The following is a 26,111-nucleotide window of genomic DNA, read 5'->3' as shown; positions in this document are numbered from 1 at the left end:
AAGAATTAAAAAAACTGACACAAAGTGTTGTACATTGGTAATTAATAATTATTTTTGCACCCAATTTCGGATTAACCTCTGGCGAAAATCGTGCATGTTGTTTCGAATAAATCACTTAAATTTAAAGATATGGAATCTTTAGTAAAATATGTTCAGGACGAGTTTGTAACCAAAAAAGACTTGCCGGAATTTGGAGCTGGTGATACGATTACGGTGTATTACGAAATAAAGGAAGGCAATAAAACCCGTACCCAGTTTTTTAGAGGAACCGTAATTCAAAGAAGAGGATCCGGTGCTTCAGAAACGTTTACAATTAGAAAAATGTCCGGTTCTATTGGTGTAGAACGTATTTTTCCAATCAATTTACCGGCTTTACAAAAGATTGAAGTAAACAAACGTGGTAAGGTGCGCAGAGCACGAATCTTCTATTTTAGAGGATTAACCGGTAAAAAAGCAAGAATTCAAGAACGTAGACACTAAACCATTTTTAGTCTCAACACATGATAAAAGAGCCTTTAACATTAAGGCTCTTTTTTTATTAACTATTGTTAATAACTATGGTTCATAACTGGTTGATATTTAAGAAGGTGAAAAATTTGCAAATTTAAATTCTTGCTCTATATTAGCAGAAGAATCTTGGACAAACTCGTTTTGGTTCCACGTAAAAAATGGATTTACCGCGATTCTAAATTAAAGTAACGTTCTTTAAAACTAGTTGTTTTTTGAGGTTCGGATGTGCCGCGTGTAGGCGTGGGTGAGCAGAGAACCATGATATCACAAAAAGTCCCAGGTGCGCAAGCAAATGGCAACTGGTGTGGTTGAAAGCTCAGAAAAGCAGTAGTACTGTACTATGAGCAATGCTTACAATCAATACAAACGTGCAAACGAGTGCATTGTAGAATAAGCATCAAGAAAAACAATTAAACTGGAGCATTTAGAGTAATACGTCAATACATTTTGAAAATTGCACGAATGCTTCATTGAAATAACTGCACTTGAATTGAAAAGATTTGATGAAAATTCAAATCGATTTGGCAGCAATGCCAAATAGGTCACGGAATGTTATTTCAAAGAAAGCCATGTCAGAGTAGATGAACTTCTACAGTGATATGGCTTTTGTTTTTTTATTACCTGAACTAAGCATTTTTTATCGATGGCCTATTGATTCCTAAGTTTTTTTGTATTCCTGTTAATAAGCTTGTTTTATTGCGTTTTCATTTAAAAATCAACCTTAATAACTCCCATTTTTTTGTATATTCGCAACGCCAAAAAAGGCACTGGTTGTAATCACCTCATTGACCCTATTTTTTAATTAAAACAGACACGAATGTCCAAAATTATCTACACAAAAACAGATGAAGCACCCGCGCTGGCAACACGCTCTTTTTTACCCATTGTGGAATCCTTTGTTAAATCCTCAGGTATAACCATCGAAACAAGGGATATTTCATTGGCAGCAAGAATATTATCTGTTTTCCCGGATTTTTTAGAGGCGCATCAACGTGTTTCCGATGATCTGACCTTTTTAGGTGAATTGGCAACCAAACCAGAGGCCAATATTATCAAATTGCCTAATATTAGTGCTTCCATCCCCCAATTAAAAAGTGCGATAAAAGAATTACAAGATAAAGGATTTGCTATCCCTGATTATCCCGATTCACCGCGAAGTGATGCTGAAAAAGAAATCAAAACAAGATATGATAAAGTAAAAGGTAGTGCGGTCAATCCCGTACTGCGCGAAGGTAATAGTGACAGGCGAGCACCAAAAGCAGTAAAAAATTATGCCAGAAAGAATCCCCACAGTATGGGCGCCTGGTCCCGGGATTCCAAAACCCATGTGGCAACTATGGCACAGGGCGACTTTGCCCATAATGAAAAATCGATCACCGTACCGGAAGCCACGACCATAACAATTCAACACAGGAGTCACAAGGGTGATATCACCCTCTTAAAGGATAGCTTTCCATTGCTAAAAGGTGAAATTATCGATGCTACGGTAATGAGCAAAAATGCCCTGATCGCCTTCCTGGATCAACAGGTCTCCGATGCTAAAGATAAAGGCGTTCTTTTCTCCCTGCATATGAAGGGAACCATGATGAAGGTTAGCGACCCGATTATATTCGGGCATGCCGTGAAAGCCTATTTCAAGGATGTTTTTGAAAAGCATGGAAAACTCTTTGAAGACCTCGGTATAAATGTCAACTCGGGATTGGGTAATTTGCTCGAGCGTATCAAGGAATTGCCTGAAGCTAAACGCAAAGAAATTGAGTTTGACATTGAGGCAACTTACAAAAAAGGGCCCGCTATTGCCATGGTAAATAGTGACAAGGGCATTACCAATTTACACGTCCCAAGCGACGTTATTATTGATGCATCCATGCCCGCAATGATACGTACCTCGGGAAAGATGTGGAATGCCAAAGGTGAATTACAGGATACCAAGGCTGTAATTCCGGATAGTAGCTATGCAGGGGTTTATGCTGCAACCATTGCGTTTTGCAAAACGCATGGTGCCTTTGATCCCACTACAATGGGTACCGTTCCCAATGTAGGGCTCATGGCCCAGAAAGCCGAGGAATATGGCTCGCATGACAAAACTTTTGAAATCCCCTCCAATGGAACGGTTAGCGTTATTGATGGACTTGGAAACACCCTTTTGGAACACCAGGTAGACGCTGGTGATATCTGGAGAATGTGCCAAACCAAGGATGCTCCTATTCAGGATTGGGTAAAATTAGCCGTCACAAGGGCAAGAGCTTCCAAGACCCCTGCGGTCTTTTGGCTGGATCAAAACAGAGCTCACGATGCCGAATTAATTAAAAAAGTAAACACCTATTTAAAGGATCACGATACATCCGGATTGGATTTGAGAATTCTATCCCCTACCGAAGCCACTACCTTTACCTGTGAAAGATTAAAAGCAGGCAAAGATACCATATCGGTAACCGGTAATGTTCTGCGGGATTACCTGACCGATTTATTCCCCATTTTGGAAGTAGGAACGAGTGCCAAAATGCTTTCCATTGTACCCTTAATGAATGGCGGCGGTCTGTTTGAAACCGGTGCCGGTGGTTCTGCACCTAAACATGTTCAACAATTATTGGAAGAAAATCACCTGCGCTGGGATTCTTTGGGAGAATTTTTGGCCCTGGCGGTTTCTTTGGAACATTTTAGTGAAGTCAACCAAAATGGAAAATCCAAAATTCTGTCCGAAACCTTAGATAGGGCTACTGAAAAACTATTGGAACATAAAAAAGGGCCGTCCCGGAATGTTGGTGAATTGGATAATAGAGGAAGTCATTTTTATTTGGCCCTGTATTGGGCAAAAGAATTGGCCGAACAACATCAAGACAGTAACTTAAAAACGGAGTTTTCTGCTCTGGCCAAACAATTATCCGATATGGAATTTGAAATCCTGGATGAATTGAACCGTATTCAAGGTGCTCCAACGAGTTTAGGAGGGTATTATGTGCCCAACGATGCCTTGGCCAACCAGGTTATGAGACCGAGTAAAACCTTAAATCATATTATTGGTTAAAAAATTAAAATCTGTGAGATAAGCTCCTTTTTAGGGGCTTTTTTTATATTTATAAACAAAACCCTTTTCATGCCTAAAATCCCATTTTGGTTTATTGTCCTGTTAATTTTTAATAGTTTACGCATAAACGCTCAAGAAAAATTCACCATAAGCGGTACTGTTTCTGAAATGAGAAGTAACGAAACCTTGATAGGGGTGAACATCATCCTGCCGGAAATTCAATCGGGAACCACTACCAATGAGTACGGATTCTATTCGATTACGCTCCCTAAAGGACCTTACAAACTCATTATCAGTTACCTGGGGTTCAATCCCATTTATGAAACCATAAATTTATCTGAAGACCTGGTTAAAAATTTTAATTTGACAGAAGTCACAGAGAATCTGGATGCCGTAATTATAACGGAAGACGTGAATAAACGCAACATCAGGACCCCTCAAATGAGTGTGAATAGATTATCTGCTTCTGTGATCAAGGAAATACCCATGGTTTTTGGGGAATCCGATATCGTTAAGGCCATCACCTTACTGCCCGGAGTTACCTCTACCGGTGAGGGTGGTTCCGGATTTAACGTTAGAGGAGGTGCGGCAGATCAAAACCTAATCCTTTTGGATGAGGCCATTATTTATAATTCTTCCCATTTATTCGGGTTCTTTTCCGTTTTTAACCCGGATGCCATCAAAGACCTTCGTCTGTACAAAGGAGGCATTCCATCCCGCTACGGTGGCCGGGTATCTTCCGTCCTGGATATTTATCAAAAGGAAGGAAACAGCAAATCCTTTCATATGAATGGAGGCCTGGGTTCGGTTACCAGTAAACTCCTTGTTGAAGGGCCGTTAAAAAAAGATAAAGGCTCCTTTTTGTTTGGAGGGCGTTCCAGTTATGCCCATTTATTTTTCCCCCTTTTCGATTTAGACAATAGTGCCTATTTCTATGATCTGAACACCAAACTGAGCTATAAAATCAATGATCGCCATAACCTTTTTCTTTCCGGGTATTTTGGACGCGATGTATTTAGAATTCAGGATTCCTTCGAAAACTCCTACGGCAATGCCGTTTTCAATTTTAGATGGAATTATTTGTTTTCCGATAAACTGTTTTCAAACTTATCCTTGATATTTTCAAACTACGACTACGATTTAAAGCTCAGCTTTGTTGAATTTGATTGGATTTCAGGTATTAGGAATTTCAATTTAAAATACGATTTCAAACACTATATCAGCAATAACTTTAAACTTCAATATGGCGTGAATTCCATTTATTACAAATTTAATCCGGGCGATATTAGACCAACTACTGAAACTTCGGGCATCAACCCGTTTAAACTCACCGACAAATATGCCCTTGAGAATGCCGTGTATGTGGATGCGGAGCATAAGTTATCGGATAAATTGTCACTTTCCTACGGCTTACGCTGGAGTATGTTTCATCGTTTAGGACAAAATGAATTGAACATTTATGAGGACGACCTGCCCGTTGTCTTTAATGAAGAATTTCAAATTTATGAAAAAGCACAACCTGTTGACGTGAGAACCTATAAGCGGAGTGATGTCATTTCAAAATTCGCAAATATCGAACCTCGAATTTCTGTCGCTTACCAACTCAATACCGAAAGTTCAGTCAAAGCAAGTTATAATAGAATGAGTCAGTATGTCCATTTATTATCCAATACAAACTCCCCTACACCGCTTGATGTTTGGACGCCTAGTGGTAAATATGTTAAGCCCCAGCTGTTGGATCAATTCGCTGTCGGGTATTTTAAAAATTTTAAGAATAGCGCCTATGCTTTAGAGGTGGAAAGCTTTTATAAAAAGGTCAAGAATAGAATGGATTACATTGATGGTGCCGATTTAGTGGCCAACAATGCCATAGAACAGGTCGTTTTAAATGGAAAAGCAAGAGCGTATGGTACCGAATTACTCATACGCAAAAATAAAGGACGTCTTAAAGGGTGGTTGGCCTATACCCTTTCCAAATCCGAACAGCAAACTAAAGGCAGGACACCCCGGGAAACCGGTATTAATAATGGGGAATGGTATAAATCCCCATTCGATAAGACCCATGATATTTCCTTAACCGGAAGCCTGGAACTTAGTGACAAATGGAAATTAAGCTCCAATTTTTTATTCCAGACCGGACAACCCGCAACCTTTCCAAATGGGCAGTACCAATTCAATGGAGTCACCATTCCCAACTATGGGGGCAGAAACACGAGTCAATTGCCTTCCTATCACCGCCTGGATCTGTCGGCCACCTACGCACCAAAAAAAAATAAATCGAAAAGATGGCAAAATTATTGGGTTTTTAGCCTTTATAATATTTATAACAGACGTAATGCCGCTTCAATTTCATTTAGACGAAATCAAGATAGTGGCATGAATGAAGCCTTGCGATTATCCATATTTGGGATTGTCCCGTCGATATCTTATAATTTTAAGTTTTAGGTTATGAAACACCTCTTATACATTTTAATATTAAGCCTAAGCCTGATGTCCTGTGAGGATGTTATTGATGTGGAGTTACAGACTGCAGAACCGAGATTGGTCATTGATGCACCCTTAAATTGGATAAAAGGCACTACTGGAAATTATCAACGCATCACACTTTCGCTAACCGCTCCATTTTTTAACGATGACATTCCGCCGGCATCCGGTGCAACCGTTTTTGTGTCTGATGCCTTTGATAATACCTTTAATTTTATAGAAGAAAATGAAACCGGCAGGTACATCAATGATGCCTTTATCCCGGAAATTAACGGCATTTATCACTTGACGGTAATCTATAATAACGAGGTCTATACCGCAACAACCCAATTAATGCCTGTGAGCGCCATTGAATTTGTGGAACAAAATAATGGTGGTGGTTTTAGTGGTGATGAAACCGAAATTAAAGCCTATTATACCGATCCCGCCGATATCGAAAATTACTATCTGTTTGAATTCATCAATACCGAAACCAACATTCAAAGCCTGGAAGTCTATGACGATGAATTCACGGATGGCAATCAAATTTTTGCATTCCATTCCGATGAAAACTTAAACCCGAATGCTATTTTAGAGATCAGAAACTATGGCATAACACAACGCTTTTATGACTATATGAACATCTTACTTCAACAAACCGATGAAGAAACCGCCGATCCATTTGAAGTGCAACCTGCAACAGTGAGGGGCAACTGCATCAACGAAGCCAATCCGTCTCATTACCCCTTGGGATATTTTAGGGCCTCAGAAGTTTCGATTTTCAGCTATACGGTAGAATAACACAGGTCCACTATAGCTGGTATTCATAAAATGTATATTTTTGACCTATGGATTTTATTAAGACAACAGAGCAGGATTCCAATTACAACCATCTGGAAAAGATGGGGATAGCAGAATTACTGCAACATATCAATACGGAAGACAAAACTGTTCCATTAGCTGTTGAAAAAGCGCTTCCTCAAATTGAAGCATTAGTTAAACAAGTGGTCGACCATTTAAAAATTGGAGGACGTTTATTTTACTTAGGTGCAGGCACCAGTGGCCGATTAGGTATTTTGGATGCTTCAGAATGCCCCCCAACCTATGGGGTGTCTCCGGATTTGGTTATTGGATTAATTGCCGGTGGAGATATCGCTATACGGAATGCCGTAGAATTTGCAGAAGATTCCACGACACAGGGTTGGGAAGACCTGAACGCCCTTAATATTTCAAGCAAGGATGTTGTAGTGGGAATTGCCGCCTCAGGGACCACCCCTTACGTTATAGGAGCGCTGCAACGCTGCAATGAAAATAACATTACTACTGGTTGTATCACCTGTAATCATAACAGTCCCTTGTCCCAAACCGCACAATATCCTGTTGAGGTCATTGTCGGACCGGAATTTGTAACCGGAAGTTCCAGAATGAAAGCGGGTACGGCTCAGAAATTGGTCTTGAACATGATTACTACCACTACCATGATTCAGTTGGGTCATATTAAAGGCAACAAAATGGTAGACATGCAACTCAGTAACAATAAGCTTGTGGACCGAGGGGTTAAAATGCTGATGATGGAATTACACGTTTCAGAACAAAGTGCCCAAAAATTATTGGATCAATACGGAAGTGTTCGCTCAGCGATAAAAAACTATAATGCCAAAGCCTAAAAACACCAACAAAATAATTTTAATCACAGGGCTCAAGCTAATGGGCGGTTCCTTAATTTGCATGTTTTTGGGACCTACCCTCATTTACATCTCCCAAACCAAATTAAATAGCCCGATAGATACGGTTGTCCTGGTGTTATCCATAGTAATTTGCTGCTTCGCCATATACTTGGCTTTTAAAGGGATCCATACCATTTTGGACAGCATGTTTAAAAAAGGTTAATTCAAACTGGACGCGCGTGGTGTGGTGGGATTATAGCCAAAAACAGAATCGTTAAAAATAATCCCCAGTCGGTCTAAAATATAATTGATAATGGCATAATGATGTATGGTGTGACTATTGGCTTGCGCAAATAAGGCCGCATACGTATAGGGCATTTCAATCGTTCCCATACCGAGATCATCAATCACCATAACCTGTCGTTCTAAATCCGTACCCCGTTGTTTTAAGGCAGCCATAATGTGGTTAAGATAGCTTGAGGCCTGTTCACAACAGGTTTCCACGTCTTTATTACGCTTTCTGGCCGTTAAATCAATTTTGTTATGCTCATCTGGATTTAAAATGCAATCGTAAAAATCTAAAATATGTCGCAGATGACTCCCAATGCTGGAATAATAAGGAGATACCGATACATTGGAAAGGGTGGCATCATCTAAATTGGACAATAGGTGTTCTGATTTCTGAAGTGTTTTTAAAGTTGATTCGAGAATGCCGTTCATAGAAGACTAAAATACTAATTTTATTGCATAAAAAATTATGCATTTAGTCTAAAAAAAGAAACAAACTTACATTGGTGTTCCTTTTAGGGGCTAATCAACCGTAATTGTGACGTTGAGTCAGTAAAATTAATAGTACAACCTAAGCCTTACACTGCCAAAACCGTCCGTTGTTAAAAGGAATGACCAGGTTGGCTAAAGGCACTGCAGATCTATGGAATTTAATATGTATTAGAAACATAGGTCATCGTCAACCGAGGACATTCATTCTTATTTTATATATTTATGTAAACCTTTGCTTTATTTTAAACTATAAAATCATATTATTTTTATTCGTTTTTCCTGTCACAGGTGTTTCACAAAACCCGGATCAAGGAGGATCTGTCCCATTAAATAATCTCAGTCCAATCTCATTCCACAACCTCTCCGTGGAAGATGGTTTATCTCAAAACAGTGTTATAAGTATGGCGCAAGACAGTATTGGGTTTTTATGGTTTGCCACACAGGATGGATTGAATAAATACGATGGTAAGTCCTTTACATATTACAATAAGCAATTCGAGGATGTGACCAAGGTCACCCATAGCAAACTGGGTAAAATCTATATGGATCATCAGAACCACATGTGGATCATCACCAATTCCGGTATTCTGGAAAAATACAATGCCGGTACAGATGATTTTGAACACATAACCACGATTAAAAACGTCAGTAACCTGATTCAGGACCAAGACCACAACTACTATATTGGAACATTCGATAACGGCATTCACGTGGTGAACGCACAAAAGGATACCATTTCAATTTTAGATCCTAAAGACAGGGATGGTCCTATATATCATTTTTTAGAACATAGGGACTCCATTTATGTCACCGCCGCAAATACCATTTTTAAAATATCAAAAAAAAATTTCGGGTATACCACGGTGGATCTTAATGGGTACACGTCCATGAACTTCAGTTCCATAATTACAGCATCGGACCATAAGGTATGGGTAGGCAGTTTTGGTCATGGTCTCTACTTTATAAGACAAAATACCCTGAACAAGTTTCATGGATTTGAAGAACATCCCTTCCCGGATGACCTAAATATCGAAACCACCCTGTTAGACAAATATAACAGATTATGGGTGGGCACCTACGGTAAAGGCGTATATGTCATTGATTTTAATAATGAAAGAATCGACAATTATACCGTTCAAAACAGTAACCCCTTTGCCTTACACTACAATGATATTTTATGCCTGTTTAAGGACAATACCGGAAACATTTGGGTCGGTACAGATGGCGCCGGGTTAAGTTATTACGACGAACATTTGTTGAAATTTAACGTCCTAACAAATAATCAACTGCCTCAAAACATCAATGTGGATGTGACGCGAGCCATTTGTGTAAATCCAAAAAACAACAGGTTGATTGTAGGGACTTCAGGAAAGGGACTCACGATTATTGATCAAGAACACAAAACCTATAAAACCTATACGACCAAAAATTCGTTGTTTTCTTCAAACCGTATCATGAGTCTCAGATACATTAACAACGATTTATGGATAGGCTATCAGGACCTGGGTTTGGATATTTTAGAACCTAACGGCAGCATTACACATTACAACCATCACACCAAAGTAAAACTCAATACAAACGCGGTTTGGTGTATTTACCAGGACAGAAAAGGCCATAATTGGTTGGGAACAGGTGGTCGAGGATTAGTTCGGTTCGACAAAACTAATGGGATTACCGAAAGTTATACCTTTAATCCGTACGACAATGCCTCCATTTCCAGTAACAATATAAGAGCCATAACCGAAGGAAAAACGAATCAGATTTGGATCGGTACAGAAGACAATGGTGTTTGTGTTTTAAATACAAATACAAAAGAAATATACAGGATAAAAAGTATTCCAAAAAAAATCAAATCTTTACTATATGAAAGCGACAATGATATCTTGTGGGTGGGAACCAACGGTGATGGTTTGATCAAGTTTAATGTAAAAACTCAAGAAACCAAAACGTTTACCACTAAGGATGGATTGCCCAATAATGTTATATATGGTCTTTTAACCGATAACCAAAATAATCTGTGGCTCAGTTCGAATCGGGGTATTTCTATGTTTAAAGAAATGGATTCCGTCCCAACCATCGTTAATTATGACAAATATGACGGATTACAGGCTTTTGAATTTAATACCGGTGCCTATTACAAAGACCATAATGATAATCTTTATTTCGGAGGCATAGAAGGAATTAATTGGTTCCAGCCTGAACAACTGACTCTAAATCAGGTCAAGCCCAAGACCATTATTACTGAAATACAATTGTTTAATACCCCATTAGAACTGATACCAAACCGGGAGTTTACGCATAAGGAAAACGCTATCGCCTTCAAATTTGCCAGTTTACATTATTCCCAACCCAATTTAAATTCCTATAAATATAAGCTCGAAAACCATGATTTGGATTGGGTGGACGCCGGCAATAACAATATGGTTAATTACAGTAATTTACCCCCAAACACCTACACCTTTAAAGTCATTTCAAGTAATTACGATGGGGTGTGGAATGAAAACCCGGCACAATACACCTTTACCATCAAGCAGGCCTGGTATAAGACCACAACCGCCATTGTCATATACCTTATTCTCATGTCATTTTTATTATGGAGCATCTATCATTACTTCAAATGGAAATGGCATATGCAGGCGCAACTAAAAATTAAAAACACGGAAGCCTTACGCCTTAAAAGTTTAGACGAATTCAAAACCAGGCTATTTACAAATATTTCCCATGAATTCAGGACCCCATTGACCTTAATCTTAGGCCCTGCCGAAAATCAATTGTCCAGACCCGGGCTTTCAGATGAAACTAAGGAAGAACTGTCGCTTATAAAGCACAATGCAAAACGCCTGCTTAATTTAGTGGATCAACTCATAGATTTAGCAAAACTGGAATCCGGTTACTTAAAATTAAACATAGAGCAGGGACACTTATCCATGTTAATAAGTCAACTTACAAGTAGTTTCAAATACAGAATAGAGCAAAAAAAGATTAAGCTTAAAACACATATCGCCACGATGGAAAATGCATGGTATGACAAAGATGTGATTGAAAAAATAATCGTGAACCTCATTGCAAATGCGGTAAAATATACACCAAAAAAGGGGTTTATTAACCTTAGTGCCATAAATCAGGATGGGTATCTGGTGTTTACCATTCATAACAATGGATGTCACATTAACCCCAAGGACATCAATCAGTTGTTCAATCGCTTTTACCAGGTCAATCCCAATACAGATGGTGTTGGTATCGGCCTGGCCCTTGTAAAAGAATTAATAACCTTAACCAAAGGACATCTCATAGCAAATTTGGTAAACAAGGATGAACTTCAATTTACCGTTACCTTACCCATAACAAAAGAAGCCTTCGAAAATGATAGCATTGTAGCCGAAAACCCAAAAAGCGAAATCACCGTATCCAAAGAACTTCCAGTTACCAATGGCTATAATAGAGAAGACACGATACCGGCAGATGAAAAAAGACCGATTATTCTGGTCGTTGAAGACAACCTCCAGTTGCGCCAATACATGAAATCTATGCTAAAGTCAGCCTATAAGGTCATACTGGCAGCCAATGGAAAAATAGGCATTGAAAAAGCCTTAAAAAAAATCCCGGACATCATTATTTCTGATATTATGATGCCAAAAGCAGACGGTATCGAATTGTGTAATACGTTAAAAAATAACACGCTCACGAGTCACATCCCTATCATACTGTTAACCGCTAAAACCGGCGAACGCAATGAACTGGAAGGTCTGGAAGTTGGAGCTGATGATTTTTTAACCAAACCCTTTAACTCAAAAATATTAATTAAACGGATAGAAAACTTTATCCAATTAAGCAAATCCCTGCAAAAACGCTATACACAATTTTCCATTTTAGCCGCTAAAGATATTGCCATTTCCAACCTGGACGAACGGTTTTTAAATGACGTGGAAAGCGTGTTTAAAACCCATCTTTCAGAACCGGATTTCAATGCACAAAAATTTAGTATGCATATGAGAATGAGCCGTATGCAATTACACCGAAAGCTAATGGCACTTACGGGGTTATCGACCACACAATTTATAAAGTCCCAACGTTTAAAATCGGCCATTAAGCTATTACAGGAAACCGATTTAAGCGTTTCGGAAGTGACTTACCACGTGGGTTTCAATTCGGTATCCTATTTTATAAAATGTTTCAAGGAGGCTTACAATACCACACCAAACAACTACTCCAGGCACTAAATGCGTTCTCCCTGTTACATATGTTCCATCCTTTGTTACATAATTTATATGGAAAATGGATGCTAACAAATACCTTTACATCGTAATTAATGCTTTAGTAATGACTCTGTGATACCAGATGATGTTATAGAAAAAAAAAGTAACGAAAAGAATATAATCTATTTGAGTACGGATCATTTAAAAAAAGGATCTTATAATTTGAGGATTACATTGAATCAAAAAGTTATAAAATCCGTATTTTTTAAAAGACCATAAATTAAAGATACGAAACCAAAGATATTAAAGACGCTATTAATCGGGAGATGAAAAAAAGAGAGTTGCCTAAAAAAACTGGTTTCCTCTCTTTTTTTATTTAATCTTGGCCTCAAACAACAAATAGAGTATGAACCATAATGATCTGGTTATGGATTTACCCATGGGAAAAAGATCCCTTGGGTGATGACACTCTAACTTCCAATATTCCTGGACTACCCTACTGTGAATTTGTTCAAGCTCCTAACTACCATCATGGGAAAGGATTTGAATGGATCGATTTAGAACACTATTAAAACATGAGATATGAATAGACATCAACTGATTTTATTCTGGGTTGTATGCCTGATGTATTACACCATGAATGCCCAGCTCATGGACAAACTGAAGCAGCGCGCCAAAGAACGGGGTATAGCCACCAGTGCGGAGGTGACCTACGACAGCACAGCCTATGATCCTAATATGTCCTCTGAAGATGACGATGAATTCGAGGGTTTAGTCATTACCTCCCCTGAGGAATTTTTTAATATGGATGTGGTCATGGCTTTATATGATGCCAATGGTGCCCTGGTACAAACCTCATATTTCGATAAGGAGACCATTGCCATGCGAACCGAGTCGAAGGCCAATCCAAAACCCCTTTATCACGACAGAAGTGGCAAGTTCTATGCCTACGACCCCGATATAGACCGGTACAAAACCATGGTCCTACTGCCGGGAAGCTCCATGGGGTTTATGACCGCAGGACTGACCACCCAGGTATATAAGCTTCCTCCAACCCCCTATTTCCAGGCCTTCGAGGCCTTGTCTAAAATGGATATTGCCATGAACTTCCTTATTCTGGAAATGGCCTTTGTTTACAAACCGGAACACTTCGAGAACAACGCTTTTTATATCAAATCCATCGAACCCTGTAAGGGTCGGACCTGTACGAGATACAGTTATAATGATGTCGAATATCAGGGAAGCTACATTCAGTTTGACGATCAGGACAGACTATACGAGTTGCACATTATTTCAACCAATCCACAACTTCGAGACGATAAGAACCCTTCCGGTCGGTTTTCATTTCGCTATGAACCGGTTAGCGTAGAACTTCCGGATGCAGTTGAACAATCGTTGGTACCCGGGCCACTTGGTAAAATTCTTCCTTTAGAAAAAGGATTGGAACCTTGGAAACACAATAAGAAAGACAAAGAATAAAACAACACGTCATGAGAACGAAGTACATTTTTTTAAGCATTTTTTTATTGGCACTATGTCAAACTACTGAAGCTCAATTTTTAAAAAAATTAAAGAAGAAAGCCGAACAGGCAGCCGAACGTACCGTATTAAAAAAAACGGATGAACTAGTCACCCATAAAACCGAAAAGACTATCGATGATGTAGTTGTAGGTCATACGGATGATGACCAGGAGGAGAATACTTCAACAGCCCCCGATACGACCAGCGATACCAATTTATCCCAGACTCCGGGTATGAACCCGTTGATGGGCTCCGGTAAAAATGCGGCGAAAAATATATTGGACACCTATGCCTTCGATTGGGAGTTTAAGACCAATATGATCATCACAGGTAAAAAGAAATCGAAAAATACGGAGACCCTGATGAACTTCCTCCTGAATACCAATAAGGATTATTATGGTATGGATGTGGAGAATGAGGAGATGTTGAATTCGGGCGGACAGGCCGTTATGATATTCGATTTCAAATCGGAAAATATGGTCATGTTCGCAAACCAGGGCGGACGAAAAATGGGTATGGTGAATAAACTAAAAGATCCTGCTAAAACAAAGGTATCCGATAAAGATCGTAACTACACCTATAAGGAAATAGGGACCAAAACGATCTTGGGATACGAATGTTATGGAATGGAAGTCGAGAATGAAGAAAACAAAGTGCAACTTTTTTTCACACTGGACGCCCCCGTCAACTTTAGTGCCTTTTTCGCCTTTTCGAGTGATGCGGCACCCAAAGGGTTCAGCGACCCCCAGCTCTTCGATATTTTAAAAGAAGAGGCCTTACTCATGGAGATGGAAATGATTAGCAAAAAGAAAAACGAAAGTATGAAAATGGTCCCGATAAGTCTGGAGCCAAAGAAAACCGTATTTCACAAAAAAGACTATCAGTTTATGAGTATGGGGATTTAATCATTTTTATCAGCAAACAGAAAACTTTTGGTACATAAAACTAAAACTTGTTGAACCTTAACATAATTAATATGAATCTTAGATATATTATAATTTTAATAATTTTAATAACTATAAATTCAATTTATTCACAAAACTTTCAGGACCAGCCTAGTAAAGAAATTGATGGAGCATTTCCTTCAAAATGGGATTTAATTAAAGGAACAGCTCAAATTAGTTCCTTCCAAGGAGAAAAAGTTATTAGTATTGGAAATAACGCCATAATCACGCCAATTATGGATAGTAAAAATTACCTTGGTGAAAGTTTTACCTTTGAATTTGACGCCTATTTTGACACCGTTGAAAAGGCTGTTAGGTATCAACACTACGATATTCGTTTTTATGATGGCACGAATACTGCCAAGGCAGAAAGGACAGTGGGATTGGTATATTTATACCCTCTTAAAATTTACAGGCATGGAGCCGATTTTGAAGAACGAATATTGAAAAATAGGTCCGTTTATAAAAATTTCAAATCTGAATTAGGAACAAAAGAACCTGTATGGAAACATATAAAAATAGATTATGATTCCGGTAAGTTTAAACTTTATATCGACGACGACCAAATCCTAAATATCCCAAAATTAGCTTTCCCCCTTTCCATGATCTCTATAGAGGCAAATTATACTCAATTTGAAAATGATTTTATCAGAGCAATCAAGAATATTAAACTGATAAATAGTCAAAGTGGAAGCAAAGAAAATAACGCCACAAAAATAGTTTTGATAGTTGATAATACGACCCAAAAAATCCAAAACATTGAGTTATACGAAACCATGAAGGATGCTGCATTGGTAAACAAAAAATATCCAAACAGTGTTTTCTATCAGGGATTACTTTATGGCGGATACTCGCTTCAGCCCCTAAACCATTCTATAATTTCAATAAATGCTAAAGACCAATATCTGCCAGGGGATCAATATCTTCCGGGAGACCAATATTTACCGGGTGACCAATATTTACCGGGTGACCAATATTTACCGGGTGACCAGTATTTACCGGGTGACCAGTATTTGCCAAGGGATCAATATCTTCCGGGTGACCAATATTTACCGGGTGACCAGTACTTACCCGGAGATCAGTATATAACAATAAAAAACCTGCTTCCAGGGGATCAATATCTTCCAGGTGACCAATATATAATGGGCAATACTTTAAACTTATCGGCTATTGAAACAAAGGTGTTAGAAGCTGAACAAGGATTGCTTTTACTTGAAGTACTAAATAACAACGTCAAACAATAAAACAATGAAATATATACTCTCTTTAATTCTATTTTTTACAAATCTCAATTTAATACCATCACAAAATAGTGTAATAACAGGCAAAATTAAAGATTACAGCAGTGGTGAAGCAGAAATAATTTTGCCAGTAAGAGATCCTATAGCCTTGGGTTCAATAACAAAAAAAGGAAAGTTTACCATTGATTTAAATGAAAGTGTAATTGAGGCAATCCATAAAGATAATGACAAATTAAGAGCTGAACGTGGAGATAAGGCTGTTAGAAATACAACGGTAAAAAGGGCTTTTTACTGTGATACTGAAGATGTCATAACCTCAAATGGAGAGGAAATAATTGAGTCCTTTACCATACAGGGAAACGTTTTGGCAGGAATCATAAAAGACAAAAAACCAATAGGGAAATTGCGGCTTTCCAGTTCAAAAGCGTTTGGTGACAGTTATTTTTCTTATGGCAAGAAGGACTTTGAGACAGGCTATTACATTGATTTCTATTATGTGAATAATGAGGCTTCGGTGAACGGTATATGTAAAACAAAAACCTACACTTTAGATATGAAAAACACATTCAACCTGACCCACAATTATAATATTAACTTAAAGAAAGGTTGGAACATCGTTAAAATAGAAGTAGAGGAGGTTTATACAGATCAAGAAGGCCATGTAAGGCCCTTAAAGTATCGTATGAGCACCATTGATAAACTTCCAAAAGACGTCAATTACATTTTTACTCCTGGTGAGAAACTTTGAAGTACGAAACCTTATTCCCAAACTACCAACACCAGCTTTCCTGCCACGTGTTGTGACCCATTAAAAAATGAACCTAAATGGCTACCTATGGATAGGCCATGAATACTAAAATCTTTAAATTATGAAAAATAAGTACCTCTTAATCCTTTTAATTCTTACCATTTGTCTCATGGGAATTCAGTCTGAAGCCCAAATACGATATATGCTCAATAGCAGTCCCTTAAAGAACACCCCGGAAATGGATCTCAGTTCGAAACAGGTGACCCATCCGGTATTTGATTCAGCTCTGAGAGCACGAACCTTCCGCTTAAATCCTGAACTAACGCATACATCGGCCTTGTTGGTTGGAAATAAAATAGCGATGCCCTTGTTTGAAGACAAGCAGTTTACCGGTATTATAAAAAGTAAAACAACAGATATTAACGAGGTTACAACGCTCGTAATACAGCTCGATAATTTCAAATACGCCTACGCCTATTTGTCCATATCAAAAGAATCCTATTTATTGCGTGTGGACATTCCCGAACTCAAAGAATATTATACCACAAAAACACCAGGATCTTTAAAAGAAGTCTATCTCATTGAGGTCAATTTGGATGAAAAAGAAATGCCAAAATGTGGAATAAATGAAGTTAACAGTCAGCAAAAATTAAATAATTCCAAACCATATTCTTCAGGCAATCAACTCATAGATCCATCTGAAACCTGTCTCACACTGCCAGCCCATACGGATATGGCCAATATCGATATTTTAATCGTTTATACGGATGCGGCAGAAACCTGGGCCAACGACAATGATGGTAATATTCAAAACACGATAGCTACGGCACTTGCAGATGCCAATCTAATATCCACCAATAATGGACTGGGCATCAATTTCACCGCGGTACATACAGCTAAGGTGAGCTATACCGAGGTTTCCGCAGGGGCCGATTTGGAGGCCTTAAGAAACAGTACCGATGGAGAAATGGATGAAATTCATGATCTGAGAAGAACACACAACGCCGATTTAGTGTCTATTTTTACTTATTTAACAGGTGATGGCATTGGCGGTATCGCCAACCTGTTAACCACGCGTTATGGCCATCCCGGGAAGGCTTTTTCGAATGTGAAGGTTAACAACGCCAACAGTATTTATACTTTTGCGCATGAAATTGGCCATACCATGGGTGCCAATCACTACAGAAGTCAGTCAGAGGCTCCCGGTCCGACCGATTGGATCGACTGGCCGGCCAATGATTGGTCCAGCGGATGGCGCGATCAAACCGGAAATGATTTTAGGACGATTATGACCTATTCAGACGGGCTCCCGGATCCCGTGATCGCCTATCTTTCAGATCCTACTTTGAATGTCGCCGGAGACCCTATCGGAGATGCCGCGCTAGCCGATAATGCCCGTACCCTCCGTGAGGTCAAACATGAGGTGTCCCGTTATAGTGACGCCATTCAATATTGTTTAGCGGGGGTTAATATTCCAAGTGCATTTTATATCTCGAATGTCGTGATGGGCGATATCAACCATAGTTCTGCAGAAAGTTTTTATTCCGACCTATCTGGTCTGGGAACCTGCATGGACCCTGGCGATACGCAAACTATAACCGTAGATATCTTTAATCCCGGGGGGTCCTCCTATCTTTCCGTTTGGATTGATTGGAATGATAACAAAACCTTTGAAGCCTCCGAACTCGAATATAGTTCTCTACCCGGGCAGGCCCAATATGCCATTGATATTACCGCTCCCCTTGGGGTCTCATCCGGACAAAAACGCATGAGATTACGGGCCTACAATACGGGATCCGGAGGAAGTTCCAACCCATGTGGCTATTTTGATTTTGGTGAAGTGGAGGACTACACCATATTATTAGGTGAAGGTACCCCCTGTAATAATTTGTCCATCCCACAGAATCTCATGGTTGCAGAAAATAACGGTACTGAGGTTGAGATTGCCTGGGACCCCTATTCCGGGGTAGACTATTACGAATTGGAATACCGTAAGGTAGGGGCCGGCAGTTGGACCTTTGTATCAAATATCGTATATCCCTTTTATACACTCACCAATTTAGACGTTAGAACGGATTACGAAGTGCAGGTTAGAAGCGTTTGTGGGTCAGCCTCGCCTGCAGTCACCGATTATTCATCGCTTTTACCATTCACTACGGGAGATTATAATTATTGTGCGTCTTCAAGTAGTAGTGCCGTCGACAGCTATATTGCCCGTGTTCAACTCAACACCCTTGATAATACAACGACCAATGAGAATGGTGGCTATTCCGATTTTACCGCCATGTCGACCAATTTAGATCAAAACACCAGTTACACCCTGACCATCACACCGGATTGGGCCGACGTAAATAATAAATATAGCTTAGGCTATGGCGTGTGGATAGATTACAATTACGATGGCGATTTCGATGATCAATTTGAGGAATTGTTACTCACACCGGGGATTACCAGCAGTTCACCCATTAATGCGAATTTCACTGTACCCTATGGTGTTATTCCCGGCCCCACGCGACTTCGAATAGTTGCCCGACAGGGTAATATAGCAAGTGCCTGCAGCCTGTATAGCAATGGAGAAACCGAAGATTATACCGTTAATTTAGGTAATGGCCTGGAGTGCACAACAGCCGATGTTCCATCCGGATTGGACTTTAATGACCCTGTTTTAAGCTGGAATATGGTCTCCGGGGCCCTCTATGATATCAGATATAGGCCAACAGGAGCAATAACATGGGTAGAGATCACAGATCATTTGTACAATTCTGTAATCCTTGAAAATCTGGTCTTTCAAACCGAGTATGAAGCACAGGTACGGAGTACATGTCCTGAAGGCACACCATCGGGGTATTCGGGTTCATTCCTCTTTACTATAGATTACTGTGAAGCAGGGGCAGATAACGCTTCCTCAGAGAAAATAGCGAATGTATCCTTCATTAATATCGACAATAACTCTGATTCAACCATCGGATATGAAGATTTTACAGGGGTGAGTACTTCAGTCGGTCTTGATGCCACCTATCCTATAGAGGTTACCATTGATGATAACTTCTTTACAAATGATGAAATTTTCGTCTGGATTGATTTTAATCAGGATGGTGATTTTTCCGACCCTAATGAAAAAGTACTAGACTTAAGAGCATTAACTAATGCGGTCGTGAGTGCCAATATCCCCATACCCTCGGATGCCTTAACAGGAGAAACCCGTATGCGTATTCGATTGCAATATCCGGCTGTCACATCAAATAGAACACCTTGTGGTAATTCCTTTTATGGAGAGGTCGAAGATTATACTTTAAACTTAATACCAACACTCAGTACCGAAGCATTTGCTTTGAAGACCTTGTCCATCTATCCCAACCCTTTTACGGACCACCTTATCCTGAATTACCAGGGGGCCACCTTCAGTGGTTTACGGTCTAGAATTATGGATATCTCGGGTAAAACAATTCGGACGCAAAAGTTTAATAATTCCGGTAATACAATTACCGTGTCGGATTTAGAGGGCTTAAAAACGGGACTCTATTTCTTAGAATTAACGGATTTAAGCACTATGAATAAGACACTCAGGAAAATAGTGAAAAAATAACGGAATAGAATATTAATTTACCAAGTTACATATGTGTTATCAATTGTTACATATGTAATGGGCATGATACCTAAAATTATATAATTTAGGTGACATTCTCACAGATTTCTATTTATAGCGCTACTTTTTTACAAAACTACTGCCTCCAATCTCTTAATTAATGATTATCCCTTGTGCATTTTATAATGTTCAAAACTTTAATAATTGTATAATATTTAAAATTAAATGAGATGGAATCAACACGACCAACGAATCAGAAAAAAGGAATAGGCTTAGTTCAAATTATTTTGATGAGCTTTGTATTTTTATTAACGCTAACCGTTTCTGCCCAAACAGTTCATACTGTAGACAACCGACCGGAATCTGGTGCCCAATTCCAACAAATTCACCAAGCTGTAGCAGCAGCAAGTCCCGGTGACATTATATATGTACACCCCTCACCAACGAATTATGAAAATACCACAATAAACAAAACAATTACTATTATTGGTCCCGGACATAATCCGGCAAACTATAACGGATTGAGAGCCAGTATTAATTATCTGTACCTTGGCGGAAATAGTCCAAATACTGTAATTAGCGGGATGAACATTCTTTACTGCGGACCAAGCAGTTTAATTGATGCTTCTGGTTTACATTTTATTAATAACAGGGTTACCAGTGGTCTGGGTGCCAACTCAGGAACAGTCGATGATTGGATAGTGGAAGGCAATTATTTTGATGCGCCATATTCTGCATCGAGCATCAGTGCAAACGCAGCGAATAATATGAAAATACAAAACAATGTTATTGAAGGAAGAATTATTAATTTAAACCATACCAATATAGTTACCAATAATTTATTTATTCACGCAGCTCCATCAGGTGATGCTCAAATATTTAGCAATGTTTCAAGTATTACCAGCCCCATCGTTACCAATAACATGTTTGTTTTCACTGATCCAGATATAACCGGAGTTACAAACACTGGAACTACTCCAGTAACATATACCAATTGTTTAACATGGAAATTAGGTGGAGCAGATTTAGCAGCACTATCGGGCACTGGAAATTTAGATAACACAGACCCTTCTTTTAATAGTATTCCAACAAACTTATATGATTTCTATAACAATGATTATTCCTTGCAAGGAGGGTCTGCAGCAATAGGAGCAGCAACAGATGGAGGCGACATTGGTATTTTTGGTCGTGGTTTTCCATTTGACACTTCTGGAAGGCCACACTCTATGCCTTATCCCACAGAAATGACCATTTTAAATACAGTAGTTCAACCTGGACAAGACCTAAATGTCACGTTTAAGGCCACACAAAAAAATTAAGCCATGAAAAAGCTAATACTCATAAGCTTTTTATGTGGTTTTTGTGTCAATTTATGTTTAGGTCAAGATATAGTAGAAGCTGAATATTTCTTCGATACAGATCCTGGTGTAGGTAATACAGGTAATCCCTTACCAGTTACACAAGGAGGTACTATAGATGAATCTTTCAATATTTCTACAACCGGTCTGACAGATGGATTGCACGTACTGCATATAAGAGCTAAGGATGCTAATGGTACATGGAGCTTATATGAGCGTCAATACTTTTTTGTAAATGCAAATAGCCAGTACCAAAGTCCACCCCAAAATGATATCGTTGAAGCAGAATATTTCTTCGATACCGATCCTGGTGTGGGTAATACAGGCAATCCCTTACCAGTTACACTAGGAGGTACAATAGATGAATCTTTCAATATTTCTACAACCGGCCTAACAGATGGATTGCACGTACTGCACATAAGAGCTAAGGATGCCAACGGTACATGGAGCTTATATGAACGTCAATACTTTTTTGTGAATGCAACGAGCCAATACCAGAGTCCACCCCAATATGATATTGTTGAAGCAGAATATTTCTTTGACACTGATCCCGGGGTAGGCAATACAGGTAATCCCTTACCCGTTACACAGGGAGGTACTATAGATGAATCTTTCAATATTTCTACAACCGGCCTAACAGATGGATTACACGTACTGCACATAAGAGCTAAGGATGCCAACGGCACATGGAGCTTATATGAACGTCAATACTTTTTTGTGAATGCAGCGAGCGAATACCAAAATCCGCCCCAATATGATATTGTTGAAGCCGAGTATTTCTTCGATACTGATCCGGGTGTTGGCAATACAGGAAATACTTTACCTGTTACCCCAGGAAGTTCTATAGATGAAACATTGGTTATTCCAATAGATATCAATATGCCTGAAGGCATTTATATGCTCAATGTTCGTGTAAAAGACGAAAATGGGACTTGGTCCTTATACCTATTAGAGGAAATCACAGTAGGTGCTCTGGATACCGATAATGATGGTGTATTGGATGTGGATGACAATTGTATTGATGTTGCTAATGCCGACCAAGCAGATATAGATAGCGATACCATTGGAGATGTTTGTGATAATTGTCCGGAAAATGCAAATGCAGACCAGGCTGATGACGATGGTGATGGTGTAGGTAATGTTTGTGATGTCTGCCCTGGTTCTGATGACACTATAGACGCCGATAACGACGGTTTCCCTGAAGGTTGCGATTGCGACGATACCAACCCAAACATTAATCCAAATGCCGTTGAAATATGTGATAATGAGGATAACGATTGTGATGGTTTTGTTGATGACGATGACCCTGAAGGTGTTTCAGGTCAAAGCACTTGGTATGCCGATACAGATGGGGATAACTTTGGAGATCCCAATAGCGTCATACTTGCTTGTAATGTGCCAGCAGGTTATGTTGCCGACAATACCGATTGTGATGACACCGAACCATTGGCCTATCCCGGTAACCCGGAAATCTGTGATGGTATTGACAACAACTGTGATGGCAACATAGATGAGGGCGTTCAAAACACCTATTATGCCGATACCGATGGTGATGGCTTTGGTGACCCTTCAAGTTCAACACTAGCTTGTTCTGCGCCGGCCGGGTACGTATCAGACAACACCGATTGTGATGATACCGAACCATTGGCCTATCCCGGTAACCCGGAAATCTGTGATGGTATTGACAACAACTGTGACGGCAGCATAGATGAGGGCGTTCAAAACACCTATTATGCCGATACCGATGGTGATGGCTTTGGTGACCCTTCAAGTTCAACACTAGCTTGTTCTGCGCCGGCCGGGTACGTATCAGACAATACCGATTGTGATGATACCGAACCATTGGCCTATCCCGGTAACCCGGAAATCTGTGATGGTATAGACAACAACTGTGACGGCAGCATAGATGAGGGCGTTCAAAACACCTATTATGCCGATACCGATGGCGATGGTTTTGGTGATCCTTCAAGTTCAACATTAGCTTGTTCTGCGCCGGCCGGGTACGTATCAGACAATACCGATTGTGATGATACCGAACCATTGGCCTATCCCGGTAACCCGGAAATCTGTGATGGTATAGACAACAACTGTGACGGCAATATTGATGAGGGCGTCCAAAACACCTATTATGCCGATACCGATGGTGATGGATATGGCGATCCGTCAAACACAGCTCAAGCATGCGCACCCCCTACGGGGTATGTTGTTGACAATAGTGATTGCGATGACACCGAACCTAATAATTATCCTGGAAACACAGAAATATGTGACGGAATTGACAACGATTGTGATGGTCTGGTAGATGAAGAGGACGATTCACTTTCAGATGCCAGTACTTGGTATGCCGATACCGATGGTGATGGATATGGCGATGCCGATAATACCACTTCTGCATGTAGTGAGCCCTCTGGATATGTATCAGATAGCACGGATTGTGACGATTCGGACCCGAGTATCTATCCCGGTGCAGAAGAAATACCAAACGATGGGATTGATCAGGATTGCAATGGCAGCGATCTGATTATTGGTGATGCCGATAACGATGGTATATTGGATAATGTCGATAACTGTATCGATACGCCTAACCCGGACCAAAAAGATTCCGATAATGATGGTATAGGTGACGCCTGTGACATTATGGGAATTATTGTTCCCAATGGATTCTCTCCAAATGGAGATGGTATTAACGACACTTGGGTCATTGAGAACATTACGTCGTTTTCCAAAAACCATATTAAAGTATTCAACAGGTGGGGCAATCTTGTCTTTGAGACTAACAATTATCAAAATAATTGGAATGGTGCCTCCACAGAAGGCGGATCCGGTAAATTACCGGTAGGACCATACTTGTATATTATTGAGTTAAATGAATCCGGATTTAGTCCGGTTCAAGGTTGGATCTATATTAATTATTAATACTAAGAAGATGAAACAGATTATAAACAAAACAGTAGTAATGTTGATCTTTAGTATGGTATCATTAATTAATGCACAACAAGATCCGGCATTCACACTTTACAATTACAATATGAACATCGTCAATCCTGCCTACGCCGGTATTGATGACAGGACCCAATTGAATATCAATTTCAAAAGTCAATGGATAAATCTGGAAGGTAGTCCTGAAACACAGAGCCTGACACTCAGTATACCAACTAAGGGAAGAGTTGGTCTGGGTTTATCTATTATTAACGACAATATTTTTGTACTCAATGAAACGGATGTATATGCCGACTTCTCCTATCGAATTCCAATATCCGACAGGACCGATCTTTACATGGGAATTAAGGCTGGAGGCGCACTTATTGATATTGATCTGGATAAGTTGGGCATTAGCAACGATCCCGTTTTTATGGAAAATGTCCATCAGTTTAATCCCAATGTGGGTGTCGGATTCCTGTTAAAAGGTGAATCTTATTATGTTACGCTATCGGCTCCTACCCTTTTGAAAAGTAAACGATACGAAAAGGATGGCTATAAGGTTACCAATGCCACCGATGAATTGCATGGGTATTTTGGTGCAGGTTACCTGTGGCAGTTGAGTGATCAAATCACCTTTAAGCCTTCAGTGATGACTCGGTATGTTGTGGGTGCTCCGATATCAATGGACCTCACAGCCGTAGTTGATTTCAGGGTATTGGATTTGGGACTTTCTCATAGACTTGATGAATCCTTCAGTGCTATCCTACTGTTCAAATTAGGCGATTGGGTGCATATCGGATATGCCTATGAAGGCACCACGACGGATGTTAAAGATTATAGCAGGGGGTCTCATGAAGTTTTAGTGCAATTTAAATTATAAAATTAGAATCACATGAAGTCTTGCTGAGGTTTTGGCTTTTATATTTTAATACCCTAACAGGTCCCTGTTAATTTTAATAGGGGCCTTTTTTATTATATTTAGTATAAAAAAAATCCCGATTCTAAATTAGAATCGGGATTCAAAAAAGGCAACGACCTACTCTCCCACTAATGCAGTACCATCGGCGCTAACGGGCTTAACTTCTCTGTTCGGAATGGTAAGAGGTGAGCCCCGTCGCTATAACCACCTTAAGCCTTAGTCCCGCAA

At 39.6% G+C, this 26,111-nt stretch carries 16 protein-coding genes and 1 rRNA gene; 15 read left to right on the top strand and 2 right to left on the bottom strand.

All coding sequences use genetic code 11. The features are described from left to right. Window positions 1-129 precede the first annotated feature (129 nt). The 6 genes from rplS (at window position 130) to MR054_RS15770 (ending at window position 7,891) form a co-directional block, all read left to right on the top strand. Entirely contained in the window at window positions 130-480 is a 351-nt protein-coding gene (gene rplS, locus MR054_RS15795) for a 50S ribosomal protein L19 (protein WP_242087382.1), read from the top strand. An 847-nt stretch (window positions 481-1,327) separates the two neighbouring features. Beyond that, entirely contained in the window at window positions 1,328-3,538 is a 2,211-nt protein-coding gene (locus MR054_RS15790; protein ID WP_242158785.1) for an NADP-dependent isocitrate dehydrogenase, read from the top strand. Between the two features lie 69 nt (window positions 3,539-3,607). After that, window positions 3,608-5,983 (top strand): TonB-dependent receptor, encoded by a 2,376-nt coding sequence (locus MR054_RS15785; RefSeq protein WP_242158783.1) that lies wholly within the window; start codon window positions 3,608-3,610, stop codon window positions 5,981-5,983. A 3-nt stretch (window positions 5,984-5,986) separates the two neighbouring features. Then, on the top strand, window positions 5,987-6,802 hold the full coding sequence (locus MR054_RS15780; RefSeq protein WP_242087376.1) for a DUF4249 domain-containing protein: 816 nt from the start codon (window positions 5,987-5,989) through the stop codon (window positions 6,800-6,802). A 47-nt stretch (window positions 6,803-6,849) separates the two neighbouring features. Further along, window positions 6,850-7,668: an N-acetylmuramic acid 6-phosphate etherase gene (gene murQ, locus MR054_RS15775; protein ID WP_242158781.1), complete on the top strand. Its 819-nt coding sequence runs from the start codon at window positions 6,850-6,852 to the stop codon at window positions 7,666-7,668. Next, on the top strand, window positions 7,655-7,891 hold the full coding sequence (locus MR054_RS15770) for a DUF6095 family protein (RefSeq protein WP_242158780.1): 237 nt from the start codon (window positions 7,655-7,657) through the stop codon (window positions 7,889-7,891). The genes murQ and MR054_RS15770 overlap by 14 nt, the downstream gene beginning before the upstream one ends. Here MR054_RS15770 and MR054_RS15765 read toward each other — a convergent pair. Further along, window positions 7,888-8,388 (bottom strand): DinB family protein, encoded by a 501-nt coding sequence (locus MR054_RS15765; protein WP_242158779.1) that lies wholly within the window; start codon window positions 8,386-8,388, stop codon window positions 7,888-7,890. The genes MR054_RS15770 and MR054_RS15765 overlap by 4 nt on opposite strands. 263 nt (window positions 8,389-8,651) lie before the next feature. Here MR054_RS15765 and MR054_RS15760 point away from each other — a divergent pair, with 263 nt between their 5' ends. From MR054_RS15760 to MR054_RS15720, 9 genes are all read left to right on the top strand, one after another. Next, window positions 8,652-12,668, top strand: coding sequence for a hybrid sensor histidine kinase/response regulator transcription factor (locus MR054_RS15760; RefSeq protein ID WP_420868355.1), 4,017 nt, complete (start codon window positions 8,652-8,654; stop codon window positions 12,666-12,668). A 558-nt stretch (window positions 12,669-13,226) separates the two neighbouring features. Then, window positions 13,227-14,123, top strand: coding sequence for a hypothetical protein (locus MR054_RS15755; RefSeq protein ID WP_242158777.1), 897 nt, complete (start codon window positions 13,227-13,229; stop codon window positions 14,121-14,123). 11 nt (window positions 14,124-14,134) lie between these two features. Beyond that, window positions 14,135-15,070, top strand: coding sequence for a DUF4412 domain-containing protein (locus tag MR054_RS15750; RefSeq protein ID WP_242158776.1), 936 nt, complete (start codon window positions 14,135-14,137; stop codon window positions 15,068-15,070). A 71-nt stretch (window positions 15,071-15,141) separates the two neighbouring features. Next, window positions 15,142-16,353: a hypothetical protein gene (locus tag MR054_RS15745; protein WP_242158775.1), complete on the top strand. Its 1,212-nt coding sequence runs from the start codon at window positions 15,142-15,144 to the stop codon at window positions 16,351-16,353. A gap of 4 nt (window positions 16,354-16,357) precedes the next feature. Beyond that, the gene (locus tag MR054_RS15740) at window positions 16,358-17,098 is read left to right on the top strand and encodes a hypothetical protein (protein ID WP_242158774.1); all 741 of its coding nucleotides are present in this window, start codon (window positions 16,358-16,360) and stop codon (window positions 17,096-17,098) included. 121 nt (window positions 17,099-17,219) lie between these two features. Next, window positions 17,220-20,684 (top strand): GEVED domain-containing protein, encoded by a 3,465-nt coding sequence (locus tag MR054_RS15735; RefSeq protein WP_242158773.1) that lies wholly within the window; start codon window positions 17,220-17,222, stop codon window positions 20,682-20,684. A 230-nt stretch (window positions 20,685-20,914) separates the two neighbouring features. Beyond that, window positions 20,915-22,003: a hypothetical protein gene (locus tag MR054_RS15730; protein WP_242087360.1), complete on the top strand. Its 1,089-nt coding sequence runs from the start codon at window positions 20,915-20,917 to the stop codon at window positions 22,001-22,003. 3 nt (window positions 22,004-22,006) lie between these two features. Beyond that, the gene (locus tag MR054_RS15725) at window positions 22,007-24,958 is read left to right on the top strand and encodes a MopE-related protein (protein ID WP_242158771.1); all 2,952 of its coding nucleotides are present in this window, start codon (window positions 22,007-22,009) and stop codon (window positions 24,956-24,958) included. Window positions 24,959-24,968: 10 nt separating this feature from the next. Next, complete coding sequence (locus MR054_RS15720) at window positions 24,969-25,844, top strand: PorP/SprF family type IX secretion system membrane protein (RefSeq protein ID WP_242087356.1); 876 nt, start codon at window positions 24,969-24,971, stop codon at window positions 25,842-25,844. 143 nt (window positions 25,845-25,987) lie between these two features. On the opposite strand, the gene rrf is transcribed toward MR054_RS15720, so the two are convergent. Beyond that, a 5S ribosomal RNA gene (rrf, locus tag MR054_RS15715) occupies window positions 25,988-26,095 on the bottom strand. Window positions 26,096-26,111 lie beyond the last annotated feature (16 nt).

It is taken from the genome of Aestuariivivens sediminis (assembly GCF_022662105.1).
Classification (GTDB): Bacteria; Bacteroidota; Bacteroidia; order Flavobacteriales; family Flavobacteriaceae; genus Aestuariivivens; species Aestuariivivens sediminis.
Note: the sequence above shows the minus strand (reverse complement) of the source record. Positions and strands in the feature narration are given on the sequence as shown.